This is a genomic window from Streptomyces sp. NPDC021622 (assembly GCF_040640795.1).
GTDB lineage: Bacteria > Actinomycetota > Actinomycetes > Streptomycetales > Streptomycetaceae > Streptomyces.
In genome coordinates this window covers 49,266-67,849 of the sequence record NZ_JBFACK010000026.1, presented here as the reverse complement: position 1 = coordinate 67,849, position 18,584 = coordinate 49,266, and the positions used below count along the sequence as shown (strand labels likewise).

Here is an 18,584-nt window from a genome sequence, read left to right as displayed (position 1 = left end):
GCGCAGATGTCCGAGACAGGAGCCCAAGGCCGTGACACCCGCCGCAGGAGGACGAGGGAGGGTTCATCCGCCACCACCTCGATCGAACCCGGACACCGGGGTCTTCGGCCTGTGCCGCGGCCCATGGAGATCACCGAGTTGGTCGGCGAACGGCTGCGCGGCGGCCACGACCTTGTTGCCCAGGCCGGTGAGCTGCATCGCGTGTTTGACTCCGCCGCGGACCAGGAGCTGGCCGTCCAGGTCCTGGTCCAGCTTGCGGATCTGCAGGGTCACCGTGCCCGGATCGAGATCCGTGTCGCGGGCGAACGCCGTCCCTGATTCGAGCATCGACAGGTAAGCCTGGCTTACTGGCTCTAACAAGAGCGGTTGATCATGTGACTGTGGGCTTGTCGGCTCGTTGGTCTGAGTATGGGGAACCGTCAGTCGCGACCGTGGATCGTGTCGGACGAACTGTGGTCGCTCATCGAGCCGTTACTGCCCGAGCCCGCTCCGAAGCAGGGTCGAGGGCAGACCGCGGGTGCCGGACCGGCAAGCCCTGTGCGGGATCCTGTTTGTCCTGCACACCGGCATCCAATGGGAGTACCTGCCCCAGGAGTTGGAATTCGGCTCGGGCATGACGTGCTGGCGGCGGCTGGCTGCCTGGAACGAGGCAGGCGTGTGGGACCGGCTGCACGCAGTGCTGCTCAAAGAGCTGCGGTCGAAGAACCAGCTGGACTGGTCACGGGCGGTGATCGACTCCTCCCACGTCCGGGCGGCCCGGCGGGGCCCAAAAGCGGGCCCAGCCCGGTCGACCGCGCCCGGCCGGGCAGCAAGCACCATGTCCTCACCGACGGGCAGGGCATCCCGCTCGCCGTCTCGCTGACCGGCGGAAACCGCAACGACGTCACCCAGCTGCTGCCGCTGCTCGACAAGATCCCTCCCGTCGCCGGCGTCGTCGGCAGACCACGGCAGAAACCCGACGCACTCCTGGCAGACCGCGGCTACGACCACGACAAATACCGACGCCTGCTCTGGCAACGCGGGATTCGACCGGTCATCGCGGAGCGAGGTCAGCTACACGGCACCGGCCTGGGCATCTTCCGCTATGTCGTCGAGCGCACGATCTCCTGGCTGCACGGCTTCCGCCGCCTACGGATCCGCTGGGAACGGCGCGCCGACATTCACGAAGCATTCCTCGGCCTGGCCGTCTGTCTGATCACCCACCGCCACGTCCAACGGCTTTGTTAGGGCCAGTATGGCGCTACGCGAACACAGTTGCCGGTCCGATCCGGCCCAAGCATCCTGACAACCTGAATTCTCCAGGTATCGCTTCCGTCCCCGCTGATGCCGGGGAAGACCGCGGGTCGGGGTGATAGAGAGAGCCCGGTGGGACGATTCTCACGGCCTGTGTCCAATGACCCTGCTCCGGAAAGTAGCGACGATGTTCCCCAGCGGTCCCGCGCAAGTCCACACCGACGCTGCGCTCTTCCCGGCCGGCGCCGGCGTCCCGGTCAAGCAGGAACTGTCGGTCCTACCGGAAGACTTGGCGCGCGCGTTGTTCATCACCGGCAGAGCCCCGTACGACCGGGCCAAGCACGGAAGGTCGTCGGCATACGAGTGGTGCCACAGGGTGGCGGTCCTGCCCGCCTATCTCAGCTGGAGTGATGATCCGGTTCCTCGCATTACGCGTACCGACCTCGCCCACGAGCTCGACCCGTCCGAGAAGGGCATGCTGTCCTACACCCTGGGGCAAGCCATGTGCCAGATCTTCGCCGAAAGACAGCTGTTCGTCCGGTTCTTCATGCATGTGGCACGTTACGCCTCCGCCTACAAACTCACCTTCGCTCCAGGTCAGAGCCGGGCGGACTTCTTCGGAGAGTTGACCGACGGCGGGTATGTCGTCGCGGAGGCCAAGGGCCGCTCTGGCCGTCTGACGAGGGCCCTGCGCGAAGCCATGGAGGAGCAGAAGAGGACGATCAAGACTATCAAGGGCGAGGCGCCAAAGATCGTCTACGCGAGTGCAGTGCATTTCCCCCTTCCGCGGGGCCCGATGCATCTCCTGGCGATCGACCCGGACGAAGCCGCCCTTCGCGCCGTCGACCTTCCCGTCGACCCGGACCTGCACGTGCTGGCCTACTACACGCCATTCCTGGACGCCTTCGCTCATCAAGAACCACTCATCCTGGGCGACTATGTCGTGGCCAGTTTTGCCGCGCTCGGCGTGACACTTGGCCTTTTGGTACCAGTGCTGCAGCGCGTGGAACGGGCGGCCCGGCGCCATGAAACCGCAGGGCTCCGCGACGACATCCTGCGTCTGCTCGCCCGCCATCGGCCTCGCCTGGAGCGCACGCTCTACCGCGACGGCACTCTCTTCGCGGCGGACTGGACGATTCCCGAGGACCGGCGCCGCTCGGGCCGCTGGGACAGCGCACTGCTCCCGGATCTCCTGCACGAGGCCTTCCGCAACATGAACGAGGAGGAGGACTGGCGGGCAGCACCGGTGGAGGAGGGGGACCTCGACTGGCGGAATCTGCCCAGCGCCAGGGGCTACGTGCCGGGCATCTTCCCTCAGAGCGGTCTCCTCTAAGGGTGAGCGATGAGCCAAGGACAGGCCGTCGGTAGCCCTGCGGCCGCTGACAGTTCATCCGACACGATCCATGGTCGCGACTCACGCTTCGCCATAAACAGACCAACGAGCAGACAAGCCGACAGTCACATAGTCATCCGCTTTTGTTAGAACCAGTTAGCCCGGTCACTGCGGCGAGGTCCTCCTGTCTGAGTGTGCAGAGCTGTCTGATCAGCGAACAGAGCTGTCCAAAGTCCCGCCTGAGTAAGGACTGTTGAACTTCAGGTCGGTCCCACACGCGAGCTGGGACGTACGGCCATCCGGGCTCCTGGGAATGCATGATTCGATCGCAACGGGCGCAGTGTTGCCCGCTGTTGTAGCGGCTCAGACGGCACCCGCAACGGCCGCACTGTCTGATGGTCGCAGTCGAGGGCTGATCTTGTTTCAGGGAGTAATAGTCAAGACCTGTGGATCAGTTGAGCCGACAAGAACAGAGCGTGACGCAGGGCGAAGGACGTCAGAACCGCGTCCAGGGACGGCCCCGGGACGTCTCGGGACGTTTCAACGGCGAGCGAGGCTTCAGCCGTGAGCCGGGTGCACTTCCAAACGCTCAGGGCGTCTGAGTTTGTACGTAGGAGCTGCTGACGTTGTTAGACCGCGCCAGCGGTGGGGTCCACGACAGGTGAGGGGGGTGGTGCCTGGGCTGCCGCGTCGAGGGCGAGTTGTTGGCTGCGCGCCACTGCACGCGATTGTGCTGTATCGCTGCGCCGGAGTACGAAGACGGTGGTAAGTGCAAGGACGCTTGGCCCGGACAGCATCGCGGCGAGCCACGGCTGATCGTTACTGCCAACGATCACCGCGCCAATGAGCATGCCCACACTGATGACGAAGCCCGCGACGAGTCCGACCAGGTACAGCGTGTGTGTCTGTTTCGCTCCAGCGAACTCATACTTGAGCTGTATCACCTTCATCCGGTACTCGTGGTCACGCTCCAGCTGAGGGCCGAGTGCCTTGAGTGCTATTTCAAGGTGGTCCGGTGGCAAATTAGCCCATTCACGTGCTATATCCAGCCCGCCACGCGAAGCGGCAGGTTCGCTCGGCTTCGTCATAGCTGCCTGCCTCCATCGCTGCGTGGTGTCTGATCCAGTCCATGAAGGTCGTCCAGCGGCGGACCGAGAGCTCGGAACAGCTGGTCAAGCGTGGTGAAAACCGTGCCTGTGCTTTCACTGACGGCTGAGAGGGCCTGGTTGTCGAGCTCTGCCGGTGACAGATCACAGCGATCGACCTCACTCTCTGCCAGCCGGAACCTGCGCTTGCTTCCCAGCTGGAACGCCCACATTTTCCTAAGCCAGAACGCGAGTATTTGCCCCAGTCGGGAGTTGCGCCCCTTGAGGTGAACTCGGCTGCCGTGGTCACTGGCGGCATGCGGTGAGGGCGGGACGTAGCCGAACTCGAATCTCTCGCCCCGCTTCACCCCGAAGATGTCGGTGGCATCTCGCCGTCCGGAGAGTCCGCCGAATCCTCCCCCGCCCAGCGGCGAGCCGCCGCCGTGCGGATCACCTCCCCCAGGGAGGCCCTGGAGGCGGGCCAGGAAGCCCTCGGAGGGGGGTGGTGGGGCGGGCTCCGAGAACACGTTCCTCAGTCGTCGCTGCGCGTCGGCCTCGGCCTTACACTTCGCGCACGTGGCGAGGTGCGCGAGCACTCTCTCGCGCACCTCGTGACCGAGCTCGCCATCTACGAGGGCCGAGAGGCGGTCTCCCAAGTGCTGATTAGATCTGTAGAACTCCCCAGTGGCTGTGAGTCGGTCCCCGAGGTGCTGCTCAGATGTGGCACGGGAGTTCTCTGACTCGCTCATGCTTGCTGATGCCTTGAAGGTTGTGTGACCCATCGAATGATGACCATGTCACCCTTCCCCGCCTGAGAGAGGTGAAGACCCTATTAGGCAAGTCTACTTGGGGATGCACACAGGGCACGGGTGAATGTGCCTGCGAACACTGAGGAGTTTTCATCCTGACGCGGCCGCGAGGTGAAGGGCGAGGACGGCCTTGAGGATCGCGGTGATGCGGTTGGTGCTTCAGCGCAGCTTGCGCAGGAAGCGCCAGCCCTTGAGTGTGGAGATGGCCTGTTCGCCGACGCAGCGGATCTTGGCGTGGGTGGTGTTGTGGCGTCGTTGCCACCGCTTGAGTCGGCGCCCCTCGAACGGGACCCGGACGTTCCGGGCCGCGCCTTGATACGCCTTGTCGGCGTAAGCCCTGAGGCCGGCCTCGCCGAGGGCGTCGATGATGCCGTGCTCGCGGGCCGCCGTCAGGCCGTGTGTCGCGCCGGGCAGTGCGGGCGATGCCCATAGCAGCCGTCCGAACGGATCGGTCAGGACCTGGACGTTCATGCCATGGTGCCGCTTCTTGCCGGAGTAGTAGGGCCGGTCGTCGGCGATCCGGTCGATCGGCAGCACGGTCCCGTCCAGGATCACGTACGCCTTCGCACGAGCCGTCACCATCACCTCGTCGAGCGTCGGCGCGAGCACGGCCGTGACCTCGATCGCCTCGCGGACGTAGCGGTACACGGTGGCGATCCCGATGCGGAACCCGGCCGCGAGCTGCGCGTAGGTGTTGCCACACCGCAGATGAGCCAGGGCGAGCAGGGCCTGGCGCCTGGGAGTCAGCCGTCGCCACCGGCTGCCGATCTCCCGGCGTCGTGCCGCCAACTCCCGGCTCAAGTGGCGCAGGTGCGCGGTGGACAGGTCAATGGCCGACGGGCAGACAAGCACACGAAGCTCCTGGCACGACGGTCGATCTTAATCGACACCCCGCCTACCAGGAGCTTCGTCGTTCTGCAGATCCGTCCAACTCGAAGTCGCTCTTGCCAGGTTGGAAGACCCTCATTGGAAGAAGTCAGGAGTCCAATTCTCCGACAGACTGGAATATCCCTGTCGGATTTGCTGGCGTCAGTAAGCAATCGCCCTAAAGGGGACTGTCTTTTTCCCACACTGCACCAATGGGCTCTGCCCCCGGCGCAGACTACAGTCCACGAAATCGAGCGCAAATCACAACAGTAATATCCAGCGGCTGGAGCGGTCGGTCAGCGACAGACACCGGCGGACGGGCTGAGCCATGGGTCTGGTGGCTTACTGGGAAATCTTGCCGTTCTGCCTTCCTGGCCCGCTATGCTCAGCACCAACGCGTTGAAGGAGACAAGTAGCGGCGGGATCCGCGAGCAGAGAGAGCTGCTGGTAGCTGTGAAGGCAGTCTCGCGCCCCACGTGAAGACCCTCCCGAGCGCGGGGAGAAACGGCCGGTCAACCCGGCCCAATGCCCCGCCGGCTGGCCCCCGTGAGCGGGCCTGAATGAGGCCGTCGCCATCTGGTGGCGGCAAAGGCGTGGTGGCACCGCGAGTTCCCTTCTCGCCCACGCCCCCAAGGGATCATGACGACGCCCCTGGAGGGCCCGAGATGATCCACACGACGACCCGTGTATTGGTCTCCGACCTGCGAGAACACGTTGGCGAGACAGTTTCCGTCTGCGGCTGGGTGAACACCCTCCGGCTGCAGCGCAAGATGCAGTTCGTCATCGTCCGCGACCACACCGGAATGGTGCAGGTCACCCACAAACGTGGCGGCGAGAGCGACAGCACCGAAGCCGCTCTGGAGAGCTTGACCACCGAGTCCGCGGTCAGGATCACCGGCCGCGTAGTCGACAACCCGATCGTCAACCTCGGCGGCCTGGAACTCGTGCCCGAGCAAGTCGAGGTACTGAACCGGGCCGAGACACCGCTGCCGATCGACGAACACACCGGCCTGGAGCACCGCCTCGACTGGCGGTTCCTCGACGTGCGGATGCGTCCGCAGGCGCAGCTGCTGTTCGCTGTGCAGACCACCCTCGAGCAGGGTATGCGCGAGTACGCCTACAGCCAGGGCTGCACCGAGATGCACACCCCGAAGCTGATGGGAACCGCGAGTGAGTCCGGGGCCGAGGTGTTCAAGCTCGGCTACTTCGATCGCTCCGCGTTCCTGGCGCAGTCCCCGCAGTTCTATAAGCAGATGGCGATTTCCGCCGGCATCGACAAGGTCTTCGAGATCGGCCCCGTCTTCCGCGCCGAGCCATCGTTCACGTCGAGGCATGCGACGGAGTTCACCGGCGTCGACGTGGAGCTCGCCTGGATCAACGACGTCGAAGACGTCATGGTCTTCGAGGAGCAGATGCTCACTCACGCCATCGCCAAGGTCGCCGACGTTCACGGTGAGGCGATCCGCGAGACCTTCGGCGTCGACGTCACGGTCCCCACGATGCCGTTTCCTCGGGTGACTATGGCCGAAGCCCAAGAGATCCTGCGGGCGGGCGGCTGGGACCCGGAGGGCACGAAGGAGGACTTGGACCCGGAGGGCGAGCGCGGTATCTCCGCGCACTTCAAGGAGCAGACTGGGCACGAGTGGGTGTTCGTCACTCACTACCCGACAAGCATTCGCCCCTTCTATCACATGCGCCCCGAGAACGACCCGGGCTCGACGCTGAGCTTCGACCTGCTGTGGAAGGGCCTGGAGGTCACCACCGGCGCCCAGCGTGAGCACCGGTACGATGTGCTGCTCAAGCAGGCCGCCGAGAAGGGCATGAGCACCGAGCCGTTGCAGGACTACCTGAACGCTTTCCGCTTCGGCTGTCCGCCGCACGGAGGCCTCGGTATGGGCCTGGGTCGGGTGCTGATGGTCATGCTCGGACTCGACTCCATCCGCGAGGCCGCCTTCCTGTTCCGCGGACCGAACCGTCTCACCCCGTAGGACCCTTGTCGCTTCATGCGATTGGGGCGGTCAGCCCTCTGGCTGACCGCCCCAACATGGTCTGTTCAACGTGCTTCGCGCGTACGACGGTTCGTCGGCTTCGTTCTTGGTGGCCGAGTGCCCCGCCCCGTCTTGCCTGTCCGGGAAGGCCCGCTGCCGGCGCCCCCGAGTGGGAGCAGAGAGTCCAGGCGGGCACCGTTGTTCCAGGAGCCGAACAGGTCCCGGTTGAGGGCGACGATGTTGTGCTTGGTGGCGAGGGATCGGGCAGCGGTGCTGTATTCACAGGTGGCGACGAATACGGCTACGTCTGCGTGGTGTTCGGCGAAGGCCATGCCGACGAACTTCTGCATGTCCCCGCTGGGAACGGTGCGATGCGGTGCGTAGTGCTTGACCTGGACGACGAGGCGCTGGCCGTCCGGCATGTTGCCGAGGATGTCGGCGGCGAGGTCGCCGGAGCCGCCCACCACGCGCACGTTGGTGCAGCCGTCCCTGCGGCACAGCTCCGCGATGTAGTGCTCGAAGTCCTGCCAGCTCATCGCGTCGATTGCCGTCATGGATCTCTCCATGGCCATGCGACGGTCCTGCTCGCGCCAGGCCCTGTCACCGTCACGTGCGCGGCGATCGACTCTCTTTAGGGCCCAGACCGTAGCCCCGACTGCGGTCGCTAACAGCAACCCCAGTAGTAGCCACGGCACTTCGTGGAACACGAACACCATCGCGGCGATACCCGCGGCCGCGATAGTGACGCGCTGCTGGATGAGGCGCCGCCGTTGCGCCTTGGTGCGTCGACGCTTCCGTTTGGGCACGCCGCCTCCCCCTTGTGTGATTCTGCCCGCAGTGTGGACCGACCGTTGCTGGGGCCAAGAGCGGCTTTCCGGCCATCAGTAGCGGACGTTGCGGAGATCGTGCATCCACGCTTCGTCGGGATGCTTGTCCCAGTAGGCGCGCAGCGCCAACTCTCGGTCTGAGAAGTGGCCCTGGTGGCAGAGCCCGCCGTGGGCAAGGGTGATGCTCATCGCGAGTGGTGACTCGGTGGTCACCCAGTGCGGGGTCAAGGCATGGCTCCACAGACTTTCGCCCGGCTCCATACGGACCGAGAGCCATTCGGCCGGATCGTGCTCGGGCGGCTCCTCGGCGGTGGTCTCGCCAACGACAGCGGCCTCGGCGGACAGGACGCTGTCGGGGTCGTGGTAGCTGTGGAACGTCTTGGTGCCCTCGATCTGCCACACCAGGCCGTGGGAGTTGTCGTTGTGATACGTCGACGCGGCACCGGCTGTGGAGAGGAAGAGCAGGGGCGCACACCGCTGCCACGTGAATCCCCAGCCGGACATCCGGGTGCGCCAGGGGATCATGACCTGCTCGTGGAAGCCGGCAAGTATGCCGGTGTAGAAGCGGGTGAGGTTGAAGTGCACCAGCCGGAACGGCCACGTGACGATCTCGTCGATCGGGGCAGTGCGGAAGGCGGCGGTGCGATCCATGCGGAGGGCCCAGTCGTCGTCACCGAGGATCGTGAACCGTACTTCTTCGTCCTGCCGGACCGCGTCGAGAACCTCGATGGCGGGCGGGGAGCTGTAGTCGAAGCTGATCAGTTCGCTGTCGACCGGGAAGTTCGGCGGGATGCACCAGCGGTCGAGGAAATCGTCTCGGGTGGTGATGGGGTTCGTCATGGGCTGCTCGCAGGTGGAGGTTCGGCGCGGCAGATGGCCGCGCAGGACGGGGTGGTCCTCTCCTGGGGCTCGGCGTTGAGGAAGTCGCGGATGGCTGCCCTGGGGTCGGTCACGCTCACCGAGGCTGTGCCGTAGGGACAGCGGCGGATCTCACCTCCCGCGGACACGTACAGGGATGGGCCCTGGCAGCGTCGCCTCCCAGGTGGTTCGCGGTGCAGGTCCTGGAGGTCTTGGACGTGCCGGTGGAAGCGCGACGTGAGGCGGAAGTGGGTGCCCAACAGGGTGGTGTCCTGGCTCTGCTGATCGAGATAGTCGGTCAGGCTCCACCCCGCGCGAGTTCGGTCCGCTTCATCGAGCATGACGGGACTGAATTGGACCTCCGTCTTCGCTTCGGCAACCAGAACATGTAGGGCGCGGCACTCGGCATCGGTGAGCTGCCAGTAGGTGACGTGCAAGATCCTGCCCCGTGTGGCGCTGAGCTTGTCGAGGGTGGCGATCCCCGTGGCGGCGCTGCGGTGGGTGCGACCGAGGTTCATCGCGGCAGCTGAGTCCGCGGACACAGTGACGTTGGCCAGCAGGTGCGCCACTTCCTCCAGTCGTTCCACATCTTCGGGGGCGCGGGCGGAGGTGACCACGGAGATCGGCATGCCGAACTGGTGGGCCAGACGCACAAGTTGCCGCAGCTTCGGATGGTGGGCGGGCTCACCACCGGTGAGACAGATCTCTTCGGCGCCTGCTTCCTTCAGTCTGGACAGGCTGCGGGTGTAGAGCGGTAGAGGGAGGTAGCCGTGGGCGCGGTCGGCACGGAAGCAAAACCCGCATGCGATCTTGCAATGCCCGGCGGTGCTGATCAGCGCCGACCGAAACCGCCCCTGGCCAGTCCGTGGTACGGGCGGCCTGGTCGCGGTGTGGGTGTTCACTGCACCCCCGTGCTGTCCCACACGGCGATCTCGACCGTGCTGGTGTAGAACGCGCACATCTGCGGGTCCGGCCGCTCCCCACCGATCAGCAGCTGCTCATTGCGGGAGGGGCCACCACAGATCGCCAACGCTGGGCAAGTGCCGCACTCCGGCAGTGGCGCGACCTTCTTGGCGATGCCACCCAACAGACCTGTATCAGCGCGGATTTCATCGAGGGTGTGGAGGAACTCGGGTTCGGTGAAGTTGATGTCGCACAGACTGACCCGCTGGCCTGGCAGCAGCGCCACGTTCAGGGTGCGGTCGCTCTGCATGTGATCCAGCAGCATGGGCCGACGCCGGTCGAGTGCCTGGAAGGCGCGGTCCAGGACAGAGAACATCATCCCGCCGCGGCCCAGGGCAACAAGTCGCGCCTGGTACAGCTCCTTCGACAGGTCGGCCCCGTCGACGATCCAGCGTCCACCGGCGGGGATGGGGGTGTTGGCGTAGATGAACTTCAGCCCGAGTTCCTCGATGATCCATGTGACGGTCTCGGCCAGGCGGCCGATGTTCGCCGGGGTCGGGGTGAGATTGCAGCCCACGTGGATGCCGTCGATTTCCAGGAGACGGCGAACGTTGCGGCGGATGCGGTCATCGGCTGATTGCCCGCCAAGGAGCCGTCGGTGCGCGGAGTTGATGGACGGCGGCCCGTCGATGGAGATGCCGACCCCGTACCGGTAGCGGGCGAAGTGCTCGGCCATATCGTCGGTGAGGCGGGCGCCGTTGGTGACGACGGTCCGCCGCACCTGCTTTACGCCGTATTCGGCTGCGAGCTTGTCGGCGAGGTCGTCGCCGTACTGCATCAGGTCGAAGCGGGTTGTTGGTTCGCCGCCGAACCACTGGATGGCTACCTCGTCTTGGCCGGCGTTGGTCTCGAACAGGTAGGTCAGGCCTGCGGCGAGGTCGTCCTCGCTCATGTCCGGCTTGCCGGTGTTCGTGTCGACGAAGCAGTAGCTGCACGCCATGTTGCAGCGGTCGGTGAGCACCACTCGAAGGCCGCTGATCCTGACCGGGGTGGCATCAAGGCCGAGGTTGCTCAGGCGGGTACGGAGTGTCTCACGCGGGTCCACCTCGGGGGTGTCGGGCGTGAAGCCGAGCTCGGAGAGAGCTGTGTGCGTCGCGGTCGGGGGGACCGCGGAGAGGTCAGTGACCTCCCCGCGGTCGAGGTACACGCTTTCCAGCGTGACCGGGTTGAGGAGAGCAGCTTGCCCGTCCCGGTCGTACTGGATGTACTTCCCCCACAGGAGCTGCGAGGAGGCCATCGTGGTTACGCGGCTTCCTCGGCGACGATCCCGCGCTCGGCCATCACCTTGCGGACCAGTTGCTCGCCCGCGGCCTGCAGCTGCGCCGAGGCCTCCGGGGAGCCACCGTCGGCGAGGACGATGACGCCGGGCAGGGTCGGGTTCGCGGCGATGAACGTGATTCCGGCGGGCTCGGTGCTGACCATCATGATCGCGTTCTCGACCGGAACCCAGTCGGTCTTGTCCTTGACCCCTTCCAGGATCTCGGCCTGTTTGGCCTGGAAGGCGTCACGCTCCCCCATCCAGACGCCAGCCTTGCTCTTGGAGTCGACCACATCGGCGTAGATGAGGTGGTCGCTCTTGGGGCGACGAGGAGTCGGCATGCGCTCCTCTCCTTTCCCATTGTTGTGGTTGCAGTAGTAGCGCGGAACGCGGGCTGGCCGTGGTGGCTGCCCGGTATGCAGGTTGCCGCGCAGAGTGACGGCTGGCACATAGCGGGGGCGATATCACTAACGTGATGTGCTTTGCGGATCGCGCCAGCGATATCACCCGGGAAATGTGTGCGCGGCGGGATCTCCCGTCACTCTGAGGCTTCCGCAGCACGGCAACCGAGGCCTGAACGTCTGGGAAAGGACTCTCGGTCGGCGTACGCACCGCGTCTCGTCACGCTGCGGAACATCTATCGCTGAACTCGTCCACCGGAGTACAAGGTGTCCTTGGCCTTACGAGCACGATTGGCACTGCCGTTTGACGAGGATCTACCCCTACCGCTTCTCTCCGGACCCGACGGCCTTTTCGCACCAGACGCGACCTAAGGACTGTGATGACGCCGATATCAGCCGCGTCCCTCAACCGGACTGCGGGACCGCCGGTGTCCGCCGCACCGATACCGCCCGAACGCCCCGTGAGGGGCGATGCCCAATGCTCGGAACCTCAGCAGCCTTTCGTGCACGAGCGGGGCCGTGTTGAGTAAGCGCAGACCCGCGTTAGACAGGCATCCGGCTCGCGACGACACTCAGCTCCGGGCCGTGCTGGAGGATGCCGCGATGGGGCGCTGGGAAGGCGCCCGCGAGCTCTTGGCCTCGACGGGTGCCGACTGGGACAGGCGGATCTTCCGCCTGCAGACCCTCGCCCGTATCGGAGTGCGGTTGACGTTCGCCGACACATGGGCACAGGCGGAACCAGGCTCTCCGCATGCATTGGCCTTGTTGGCCAATGTGCTGGCCTTGAGGTCGATGGCTGGCGGCCGGGGGCGGGGACTCAACGAGGCAATGCAGCGGGCGTGGGACACCTGCGATGCCGCCGCCCGCGTCTTGCCGAACGACCCGTCCCCATACGTTGTCATGCTCGCGTTGACGCGCTTCCATTCGCCGCCCCAAGACCGCGAATGGCGCGCGACAGTGAAGCAGGTGTGGAGGCAAGTGATCGAGTGTGATCCGTGGAATCGGGAAGCGCACCATGAACTCCTCACCTACCTCTTCGCCTCCTGGCACGGCACGGGCGGTGAGGTCTTCCACTGGGCGCAGGAGCGGTGTGCCCACACCCCGCGTGGGCTGCCGCTGCACGTGCTGCCGCTGGTCGCCCTCGCTGAATCCCACCGTCAGCGCATGGAGGTGGACGGGGACCGCTATGGGCTGACCGTTCACCCGTGGACGGACAATCCGTCGACCTGGCAAGCGTGGGAGGACTGGTGGGACTGCCGGGCCCTCAAGGGGCCACACGCCGCCATCCACGAGGACGCCAACTACCTGGCGCACGCCCTGTCATTCGCAGGCCGGCATCTGGAAGCCGCGGATGTCTTCGATGCCATCGGCCCATACGCAACTGACGTGCCGTGGGGCTACTGCGGCGATGCCAAGAAGCTGTTCCTCCGACACCGCGGCTGGGCGATGAAGATCTCCGAACCCTAAGCGCAAAGACCGCGGTGCCGAGCCCCAACTCATTGCGCGATCACAAGAGTTAGAAGCATTCACGATGAAAGAAGCATCCCTATGCCCCTAGAGGTTCCGAGCATCACACAGTCAGAAGAGGAACGCCTCGCCGAACTGGGAATCACCCAGACACTCGACCGCAGCATGAGCGGCAGGCAGAACTTCGCCGTCTCATTCACCATCATCTCCATCCTGAGCGGCTGCCTGACCATGTACGCATTCGGGCTGAACACCGGCGGACCCGCGCTGATCATGTGGGGCTGGGGCATCGTCGGTTTGATGACGCTGTTCGTCGGCCTGGCTATGGCAGAGGTTTGCTCCTCCTACCCGACCTCCGCAGGCCTGTACTTCTGGGCACACAAGCTCGCCCCGCGTAAATCCGCTCCGGCCTGGGCCTGGTTCACCGGCTGGTTCAATGTGCTCGGCCAGGTCGCCGTCACCGCGGGCATCGACTTCGGTGCTGCCAGCTTCCTCAATGCCTACCTGAGCCTTGAGTTCTCGTATGCGGCTACCCCCGGCAACACGATCACGCTGTTCGGCGTCATCCTGCTGCTGCATGCACTGGTGAACACGTTCCGCGTACGTGTCGTGGGCTTCTTCAATACGGTCTCCGTGTGGTGGCACCTGCTCGGCGTTGTGGTGATCGTCGGCGCGCTCCTCCTCATCCCAGACAAGCACCAGTCCCCGGGCTTCGTCTTCGGCGAGTTCGTCAACAACACTGGCTGGGGCTCGGCTGTCTACGTCGGCTTGATCGGCTTGCTGATGGCGCAGTACACGTTCACCGGCTACGACGCGTCCGCTCACATGACCGAGGAGACCAAGAACGCGTCCGTGGAAGGCCCCAAGGGAATCATCCGCTCCATCCTCGTCTCCTGGGCAGCGGGATTCGTGTTGCTCTTCGGGCTCACCTTCGCCATTCAGTCTTACAGCGGCGCCCTCGACACAGCGACGGGCGTTCCTCCCGCGCAGATCTTCCTGGACGCCCTCGGCGTGAGTACCGGCAAGATGATGCTGCTCGTGGTCATCGGTGCCCAGCTCTTCTGCGGCATGGCCTCCGTGACCGCCAACAGCCGCATGATCTATGCCTTCTCCCGAGACGGCGCCCTTCCGTTGTCCAAGGTCTGGCACAAGTTGAATCCCGGAACGCGTACTCCGACCAATGCCGTCTGGCTCGCCGCAGGCGGTGCGTTCGTCCTCGGCCTGCCGTACTTGTACAACGTCACTGCGTACACGGCCGTCACGTCGATCGCGACGATCGGCCTCTACATCGCTTACGTCGTCCCGACCTTCCTCCGCCTACGCCAGGGGGACAACTTCCGCCGGGGTCCCTGGCACCTGGGCCGCTGGTCGAAGCCTGTCGGTGTGATCGCGGTGGCCTGGGTCATAGTGATCACGGTCCTGTTCATGCTGCCCCAGGTCTCCCCCGTGGCCTGGGAGACATTCAACTACGCGCCCGTCGCCGTCGGCGTAGTGCTGGCCTTCTCCGGAACCTGGTGGCTCGTCTCCGCCCGCAAGTGGTTCCTCAACCCGAACCACCCGCGGAATACCACTCCCGTGCCCCCCTCACCGCAGAGGGCGACCCCGTGACGGGCAGGTCGAACATTTGAGGCCCCGGGGTCTGCGGAGCGAACAGCGGAAAAGGCTGCTCCGCAGGCCCACTGCCGCGTCCAGGCTGAACCCTTTGCGGGAGTATGTGGGGTCCGCGGACCTCAGCGCAGTTCCATCTCGTGGATGAGATCCCAGCGGTAGGCGCGCCCTTCACGGCGAAGTTCCACAAGTCGAACCCGCTTCACGGGCACGACTACGGAGTCCAGGGAGCGAAGAGGCGATACAGCATCTCTCACGGGACCCGCAGGCATACAGCGGTTGCTGTAAGTGATGCCGATGTGCGGGCGAAAAGCGGACGTCGGCTTCTTCGGCAGTAGCCCGACCGCGGCTCCTGCTCTACCAAGGGCAGCGTGCAATGCGACGGTTGGGGTCCAGGGGGCCACGCTGTAGCGGATCGCGCCGCGAGACGCCGTGAGTGGTACCGCGCGGAGGGTGAAGGCCTCAGGCCTTACCTCGTGGGCAGTAGCGATCAAGTAGTCCAGCTGGCCGGAGGAGACCTGCTCAACAGTGCCGATGCGTCCGAGTGTCAGGTGAAGAGCATCCTCGTCAACATCGTCGAATCCGAGCGGCCGGAGTTCCTTCTGGCAGTGCCGTGCTTGATCGATGAGCAGGGCCGCGTCGGGGAAGGTGAGCATCCAGTAGTACGCACGGGTCGAGGATGTCCAGCCACGCCGGTCCCAATGGTTGGTCATCTCCTCGACATTGGCGAAGGCAGCCCAGTCGTGGTCTGCGATCGCCGATGCGTCAGTGGTGCTGGGCGGAGGGGCGGGAGGGAATGCGCCCGGGTCGGTTGTGAGCTGCATCCGCTGCCCCTCTCGTCTACTCCGTCGGCTGTGACATTTTGGCAGGCTTCGCCAGGTCCCTCGTCTGCGGGGCGGTCTGCCAGGAGAGCAGAGCGTCGGCGTACTCCCTGACGACGGGCAGGTTCTTCCATTCGTTGGCTTGAGCATGAAGTTCGCCTGCGCGTTGCACCACGGAGCGGATCGGTGGCCCGCCACCAGCTTCGAGGACTTGCCGGCCCAGGACCATTGCGTGTTCGACGTCGCGACGAGGTCCTGCGAGGAGGGCGGTGGCGACGTCCAGTCGGACTAGTGCCTGGCTCCAGGCAGAGTCGGACTGTTCGATGAGTTCGTCGATCTGATCGGCGTAGGCGATGACGCGTGGGGCGTTGGCGAGCGGGACGTGGACGGTCGCGGCGTTGGCCAGCGTGCGTGCCGTGCCGTACGGTTCGAAGGAGATACAGGAGGTCAGTCCCGCGGAGACAGAGTGCTGGCAGCTCAGATCCTCTGCTGCTGCGATCGCTCGCTCGGCTCCGGCACGGTCGCCGAGTTTGCCCAGCGCCCTGGCGAGCCCGTTGGACTGGAGGCGGATGGCCTGTGGGTGGGCCGGGTCGATGGCGATTCCCGTGGCGGCCCACCTGGCGGCTTGGTCGTAGTGGCCTGCGTAGTAGGCGTTGAGTGATCGCGTCCCGTGCGTCCACATGATCAGCTCGTGGTCAGCGATCTCCTTCGCAAGTTCCTCGGCCTCCGCGCAGTAAGCGTCTGCCAGTGCTTCCCTGCCGGCATTCACTGCCATATAGCCGAGTAGTCCAGAGGCTTGCGCCGCGAGCCGGAAGAGAGCTTCGCGCTGGCGCGGTGGCTGTCGTCCGTCTAACCGGTCCTGGATGAAATTTCGTAAGTCGATGGCTTCGGAGGCGAGGCGCTGCGGACCTTCGGCCTCGTAGCGGTCGACGAGATCTACGACACCTTGTTCCAGGATCGCGACGGTGGCGGGGTCGGTGTTGGAGGCGGTGGTGGCGTTCAGCCTCTTCGCAATGTCGAGAGGGCTCTCCCACGTGGGCGCGGGTATCAGCGTGGGCTGCGGCCCAGGTGCCTGGAGTTGATGGCGGGCGGCGGATCCTGGAACTGGGACTGGCGCGACGTGGGCGGGGACGCCCAGTCGCTCCAGGACGTTGATGATCTTGTCGATGTTGACCAGTCGTCTTGTCCCGGATTCGAGCGTGGACAGAAACGACTGGCTCAGGCCCGTAATCACCGACATGTCCTCTTGCCGGAGGGACGCAGCTTGACGAATCAGACGGAACGCTGCACCGAAGTCCCAGTTGCCCAGCGCCGTGGTCACGGCCGTGTTCTGCCAGATGTTGTCCGGCAGGCTCAAAGGTGGGGCGGGCTCCGCGATGGATACCCGGGCGCACGCGGCGCAGCGCGCGTCGTCGTTGTATCGGCTCAGGGGATTGCCACATCGCGTACATCGACGGTCGTCCTCGTGTGCCACTGCTGTCTCCCCCAGGGCCGAGATTCTGGTCAGGATTCTCGTTGGACGCAATCACGTCAGTGATATCACCAGGCCTAGGCGCCAACGCGGGCTTTGCGCCACATCCTTGATGTCCCATCACCACGGGGAACCGACCTTCGGCACAGCGCCGACTGGCGTGGGAAGGCGGAGCTGGTCGGGGTAACAGGCAGGCGGTCGGCACCGGACAGGAGCGAGCTTCCCGTGTCGGAGGATCTCGATGCGAGACAACGGGCACAGGGGATTACGGACAGAGCCCGGCCTTGGAGCTGCTGGCCGGTCGTGTCCGCCAAGTCCGGGGCGTGCACGGAACGCACACTACGAGCACGCACTCCTCACCCCGCCACGCACGGCTCCGGCGCTGCCCGATCTTGGGGTTCCGGGAATAACTCCTGCCCCGGTCTCACGAAGTCGGGGCAGAGCACGGTCCGAGAAGCAGCCAGGAAGCTCGGGTACGACACGTTTCACGGTAGTGCAGCGAAGCTCGGGCAAATGGACGGCGAGTTCAACTCCCCCGGCCCCTCCGCCAGCTGCTCCGTGCGTGTTCTTTCACCCACTCTTCACGGCGCCATCTCGTCTGCCACCGAGGCCAGTTAGAACGGCTGACACAATGATCGCTGTGCGTCGGTGGTCGGCGCTGCCCGTTAGCCCGTCGTGGGCCGGCTACCGATCAGGCGCCTGTGAGCGGCTCTCAGTCAGCGATCTGTGACGTGGAGCGTCCCGTTCAACGGGTTTGGAGTAAGGACGACTTGGAAGTTCTCTCCGCCGTACAGGGACTCGTAGCGGATCTTGAGTGTGAGCCGCCGGTTGATCAGATCCTCGATTTGGGTGTGATCCTGCTGGTCATAGCTTGCGACACTCAACAAATACTGTTCGTAGTCCGTAGCGATGACCTCTCTGTCATTGAAGGTCACAGCGGACGGGCGCACCGCGAGGCCCTCGCGGAGGCTGTTGACACTGGGCTCGTTCCACATACCGATCGCTTCGCCATCGACCATCAGCGTGCTGTCGACGATGACAGCTGGGCCCAGTCCAGAGTTGATGAGCCTGATCCCCGCTCTGCCTCCTATGGGCCAGCCTCGGTGCAGTTGCAGGACCGGTCGTACCGAGTGCCGGTTGTGCTGCCGCATCGCACGCGTCTGGTAGACCGAGACGACAAGTGAAGCGACGGCGATCACAACGGCGCATGTCGCAGTGACGGTCTCTGCGTTCATCCCCACCCCCTCGTGCAGGTCCTCGCCCGGCCACTGCCCGAACTGATCGTCGTGCCCGAGCTGAGCCTTGGACATTAGTCAGATCATGGGGGCATTGCCATGGATCGTGTCCGATGACCTGTGGGAGCGGATCGAGCCGCTGCTGCCGAGCAAGGAGCGCCGGTTCCGATACCCAGGACGCAAGCCATTGCCGGCCAGAGTCGAGATCGAAGGACCGCGCGCCGCCGCCATCGCAGCGAGGAAGTTCTACGGAGCCGCGACGCGAGCAGTAGTGACGGGCCTGGACCTCGATGAAGAGCCGCAATCCCGACAGGAGATGGCTGAGTGCTTGCGCGAGCTGTACTCGGCACGCGACGAATA

General features: G+C 65.0%; 14 protein-coding genes and 4 pseudogenes. 6 read left to right on the top strand and 12 right to left on the bottom strand.

The features are described from left to right. Positions 1 to 63: 63 nt before the first annotated feature. Positions 64 to 327 carry a hypothetical protein gene (locus tag AB0G47_RS37715; protein ID WP_360779599.1) on the bottom strand — a complete coding sequence of 88 codons (264 nt, stop codon included), beginning with the start codon at positions 325 to 327 and terminating at the stop codon, positions 64 to 66. Positions 328 to 408: 81 nt separating this feature from the next. Here AB0G47_RS37715 and AB0G47_RS37710 point away from each other — a divergent pair. Both AB0G47_RS37710 and AB0G47_RS37705 read left to right on the top strand, forming a co-directional pair. Continuing rightward, positions 409 to 1,227 (top strand): annotated as a pseudogene (locus AB0G47_RS37710) (IS5 family transposase). A 193-nt stretch (positions 1,228 to 1,420) separates the two neighbouring features. Next, positions 1,421 to 2,566, top strand: a complete 1,146-nt coding sequence (locus AB0G47_RS37705) for a hypothetical protein (RefSeq protein WP_360779596.1) — start codon at positions 1,421 to 1,423, stop codon at positions 2,564 to 2,566. Positions 2,567 to 3,195: 629 nt separating this feature from the next. On the opposite strand, the gene AB0G47_RS37700 is transcribed toward AB0G47_RS37705, so the two are convergent. The 3 genes and pseudogenes from AB0G47_RS37700 to AB0G47_RS37690 all read right to left on the bottom strand — a co-directional run bounded on the left by AB0G47_RS37700 (position 3,196) and on the right by AB0G47_RS37690 (position 5,312). Then, positions 3,196 to 3,654 (bottom strand): hypothetical protein, encoded by a 459-nt coding sequence (locus AB0G47_RS37700; protein ID WP_360779593.1) that lies wholly within the window; start codon positions 3,652 to 3,654, stop codon positions 3,196 to 3,198. 326 nt (positions 3,655 to 3,980) lie between these two features. Then, positions 3,981 to 4,307 (bottom strand): annotated as a pseudogene (locus AB0G47_RS37695) (zf-HC2 domain-containing protein); the annotation flags it as partial. A 243-nt stretch (positions 4,308 to 4,550) separates the two neighbouring features. Then, positions 4,551 to 5,312, bottom strand: a pseudogene (locus AB0G47_RS37690) (transposase family protein). Positions 5,313 to 5,992: 680 nt separating this feature from the next. Here AB0G47_RS37690 and aspS point away from each other — a divergent pair. Then, entirely contained in the window at positions 5,993 to 7,315 is a 1,323-nt protein-coding gene (gene aspS / locus AB0G47_RS37685) for an aspartate--tRNA(Asn) ligase (RefSeq protein WP_360779590.1), read from the top strand. Between the two features lie 65 nt (positions 7,316 to 7,380). Here aspS and AB0G47_RS37680 read toward each other — a convergent pair whose 3' ends face one another. From AB0G47_RS37680 to AB0G47_RS37660, 5 genes are all read right to left on the bottom strand, one after another. Next, positions 7,381 to 7,869: a restriction endonuclease gene (locus AB0G47_RS37680; RefSeq protein ID WP_360779586.1), complete on the bottom strand. Its 489-nt coding sequence runs from the start codon at positions 7,867 to 7,869 to the stop codon at positions 7,381 to 7,383. Between the two features lie 327 nt (positions 7,870 to 8,196). Further along, the gene (locus AB0G47_RS37675; protein WP_360779583.1) at positions 8,197 to 8,982 is read right to left on the bottom strand and encodes a hypothetical protein; all 786 of its coding nucleotides are present in this window, start codon (positions 8,980 to 8,982) and stop codon (positions 8,197 to 8,199) included. After that, positions 8,979 to 9,902 (bottom strand): radical SAM protein, encoded by a 924-nt coding sequence (locus tag AB0G47_RS37670; protein ID WP_360779580.1) that lies wholly within the window; start codon positions 9,900 to 9,902, stop codon positions 8,979 to 8,981. Before AB0G47_RS37670 ends, AB0G47_RS37675 begins: the two co-directional genes overlap by 4 nt. Next, positions 9,899 to 11,200: a radical SAM protein gene (locus AB0G47_RS37665; protein ID WP_360779577.1), complete on the bottom strand. Its 1,302-nt coding sequence runs from the start codon at positions 11,198 to 11,200 to the stop codon at positions 9,899 to 9,901. Before AB0G47_RS37665 ends, AB0G47_RS37670 begins: the two co-directional genes overlap by 4 nt. A gap of 5 nt (positions 11,201 to 11,205) precedes the next feature. Further along, the gene (locus tag AB0G47_RS37660; RefSeq protein WP_360779574.1) at positions 11,206 to 11,562 is read right to left on the bottom strand and encodes a hypothetical protein; all 357 of its coding nucleotides are present in this window, start codon (positions 11,560 to 11,562) and stop codon (positions 11,206 to 11,208) included. A gap of 645 nt (positions 11,563 to 12,207) precedes the next feature. Between AB0G47_RS37660 and AB0G47_RS37655 the strand changes: the two genes are divergently transcribed. Continuing rightward, positions 12,208 to 13,089 carry a hypothetical protein gene (locus AB0G47_RS37655; protein ID WP_360779571.1) on the top strand — a complete coding sequence of 294 codons (882 nt, stop codon included), beginning with the start codon at positions 12,208 to 12,210 and terminating at the stop codon, positions 13,087 to 13,089. A gap of 81 nt (positions 13,090 to 13,170) precedes the next feature. Beyond that, positions 13,171 to 14,697 carry an amino acid permease gene (locus tag AB0G47_RS37650; protein ID WP_360779568.1) on the top strand — a complete coding sequence of 509 codons (1,527 nt, stop codon included), beginning with the start codon at positions 13,171 to 13,173 and terminating at the stop codon, positions 14,695 to 14,697. A 122-nt stretch (positions 14,698 to 14,819) separates the two neighbouring features. Here the strand turns inward: AB0G47_RS37650 and AB0G47_RS37645 are convergent, their stop codons facing one another. The 3 genes from AB0G47_RS37645 to AB0G47_RS37635 all read right to left on the bottom strand — a co-directional run bounded on the left by AB0G47_RS37645 (position 14,820) and on the right by AB0G47_RS37635 (position 18,299). After that, positions 14,820 to 15,521 carry a 2'-5' RNA ligase family protein gene (locus tag AB0G47_RS37645; protein ID WP_360779564.1) on the bottom strand — a complete coding sequence of 234 codons (702 nt, stop codon included), beginning with the start codon at positions 15,519 to 15,521 and terminating at the stop codon, positions 14,820 to 14,822. Positions 15,522 to 15,537: 16 nt separating this feature from the next. Next, positions 15,538 to 16,875, bottom strand: a complete 1,338-nt coding sequence (locus AB0G47_RS37640; RefSeq protein ID WP_360779561.1) for a helix-turn-helix transcriptional regulator — start codon at positions 16,873 to 16,875, stop codon at positions 15,538 to 15,540. Positions 16,876 to 17,705: 830 nt separating this feature from the next. Continuing rightward, entirely contained in the window at positions 17,706 to 18,299 is a 594-nt protein-coding gene (locus AB0G47_RS37635; RefSeq protein ID WP_360779557.1) for a hypothetical protein, read from the bottom strand. Between the two features lie 10 nt (positions 18,300 to 18,309). Between AB0G47_RS37635 and AB0G47_RS37630 the strand changes: the two are divergent. Next, a pseudogene (locus AB0G47_RS37630) lies at positions 18,310 to 18,423 on the top strand (IS5/IS1182 family transposase); the annotation flags it as partial. Positions 18,424 to 18,584 lie beyond the last annotated feature (161 nt).

Excerpts from the sequence above, each read along its gene's own strand:
- AB0G47_RS37715 (WP_360779599.1), bottom strand. The coding sequence starts at position 327 with ATGCTCGAATCAGGGACGGCGTTCGCCCGCGACACGGATCTCGATCCG.
- AB0G47_RS37705 (WP_360779596.1), top strand. The coding sequence starts at position 1,421 with ATGTTCCCCAGCGGTCCCGCGCAAGTCCACACCGACGCTGCGCTCTTC.
- AB0G47_RS37700 (WP_360779593.1), bottom strand. The coding sequence starts at position 3,654 with ATGACGAAGCCGAGCGAACCTGCCGCTTCGCGTGGCGGGCTGGATATA.
- aspS (WP_360779590.1), top strand. The coding sequence starts at position 5,993 with ATGATCCACACGACGACCCGTGTATTGGTCTCCGACCTGCGAGAACAC.
- AB0G47_RS37680 (WP_360779586.1), bottom strand. The coding sequence starts at position 7,869 with ATGACGGCAATCGACGCGATGAGCTGGCAGGACTTCGAGCACTACATC.
- AB0G47_RS37675 (WP_360779583.1), bottom strand. The coding sequence starts at position 8,982 with ATGACGAACCCCATCACCACCCGAGACGATTTCCTCGACCGCTGGTGC.
- AB0G47_RS37665 (WP_360779577.1), bottom strand. The coding sequence starts at position 11,200 with ATGGCCTCCTCGCAGCTCCTGTGGGGGAAGTACATCCAGTACGACCGG.
- AB0G47_RS37660 (WP_360779574.1), bottom strand. The coding sequence starts at position 11,562 with ATGCCGACTCCTCGTCGCCCCAAGAGCGACCACCTCATCTACGCCGAT.
- AB0G47_RS37650 (WP_360779568.1), top strand. The coding sequence starts at position 13,171 with ATGCCCCTAGAGGTTCCGAGCATCACACAGTCAGAAGAGGAACGCCTC.
- AB0G47_RS37645 (WP_360779564.1), bottom strand. The coding sequence starts at position 15,521 with ATGCAGCTCACAACCGACCCGGGCGCATTCCCTCCCGCCCCTCCGCCC.
- AB0G47_RS37635 (WP_360779557.1), bottom strand. The coding sequence starts at position 18,299 with ATGTCCAAGGCTCAGCTCGGGCACGACGATCAGTTCGGGCAGTGGCCG.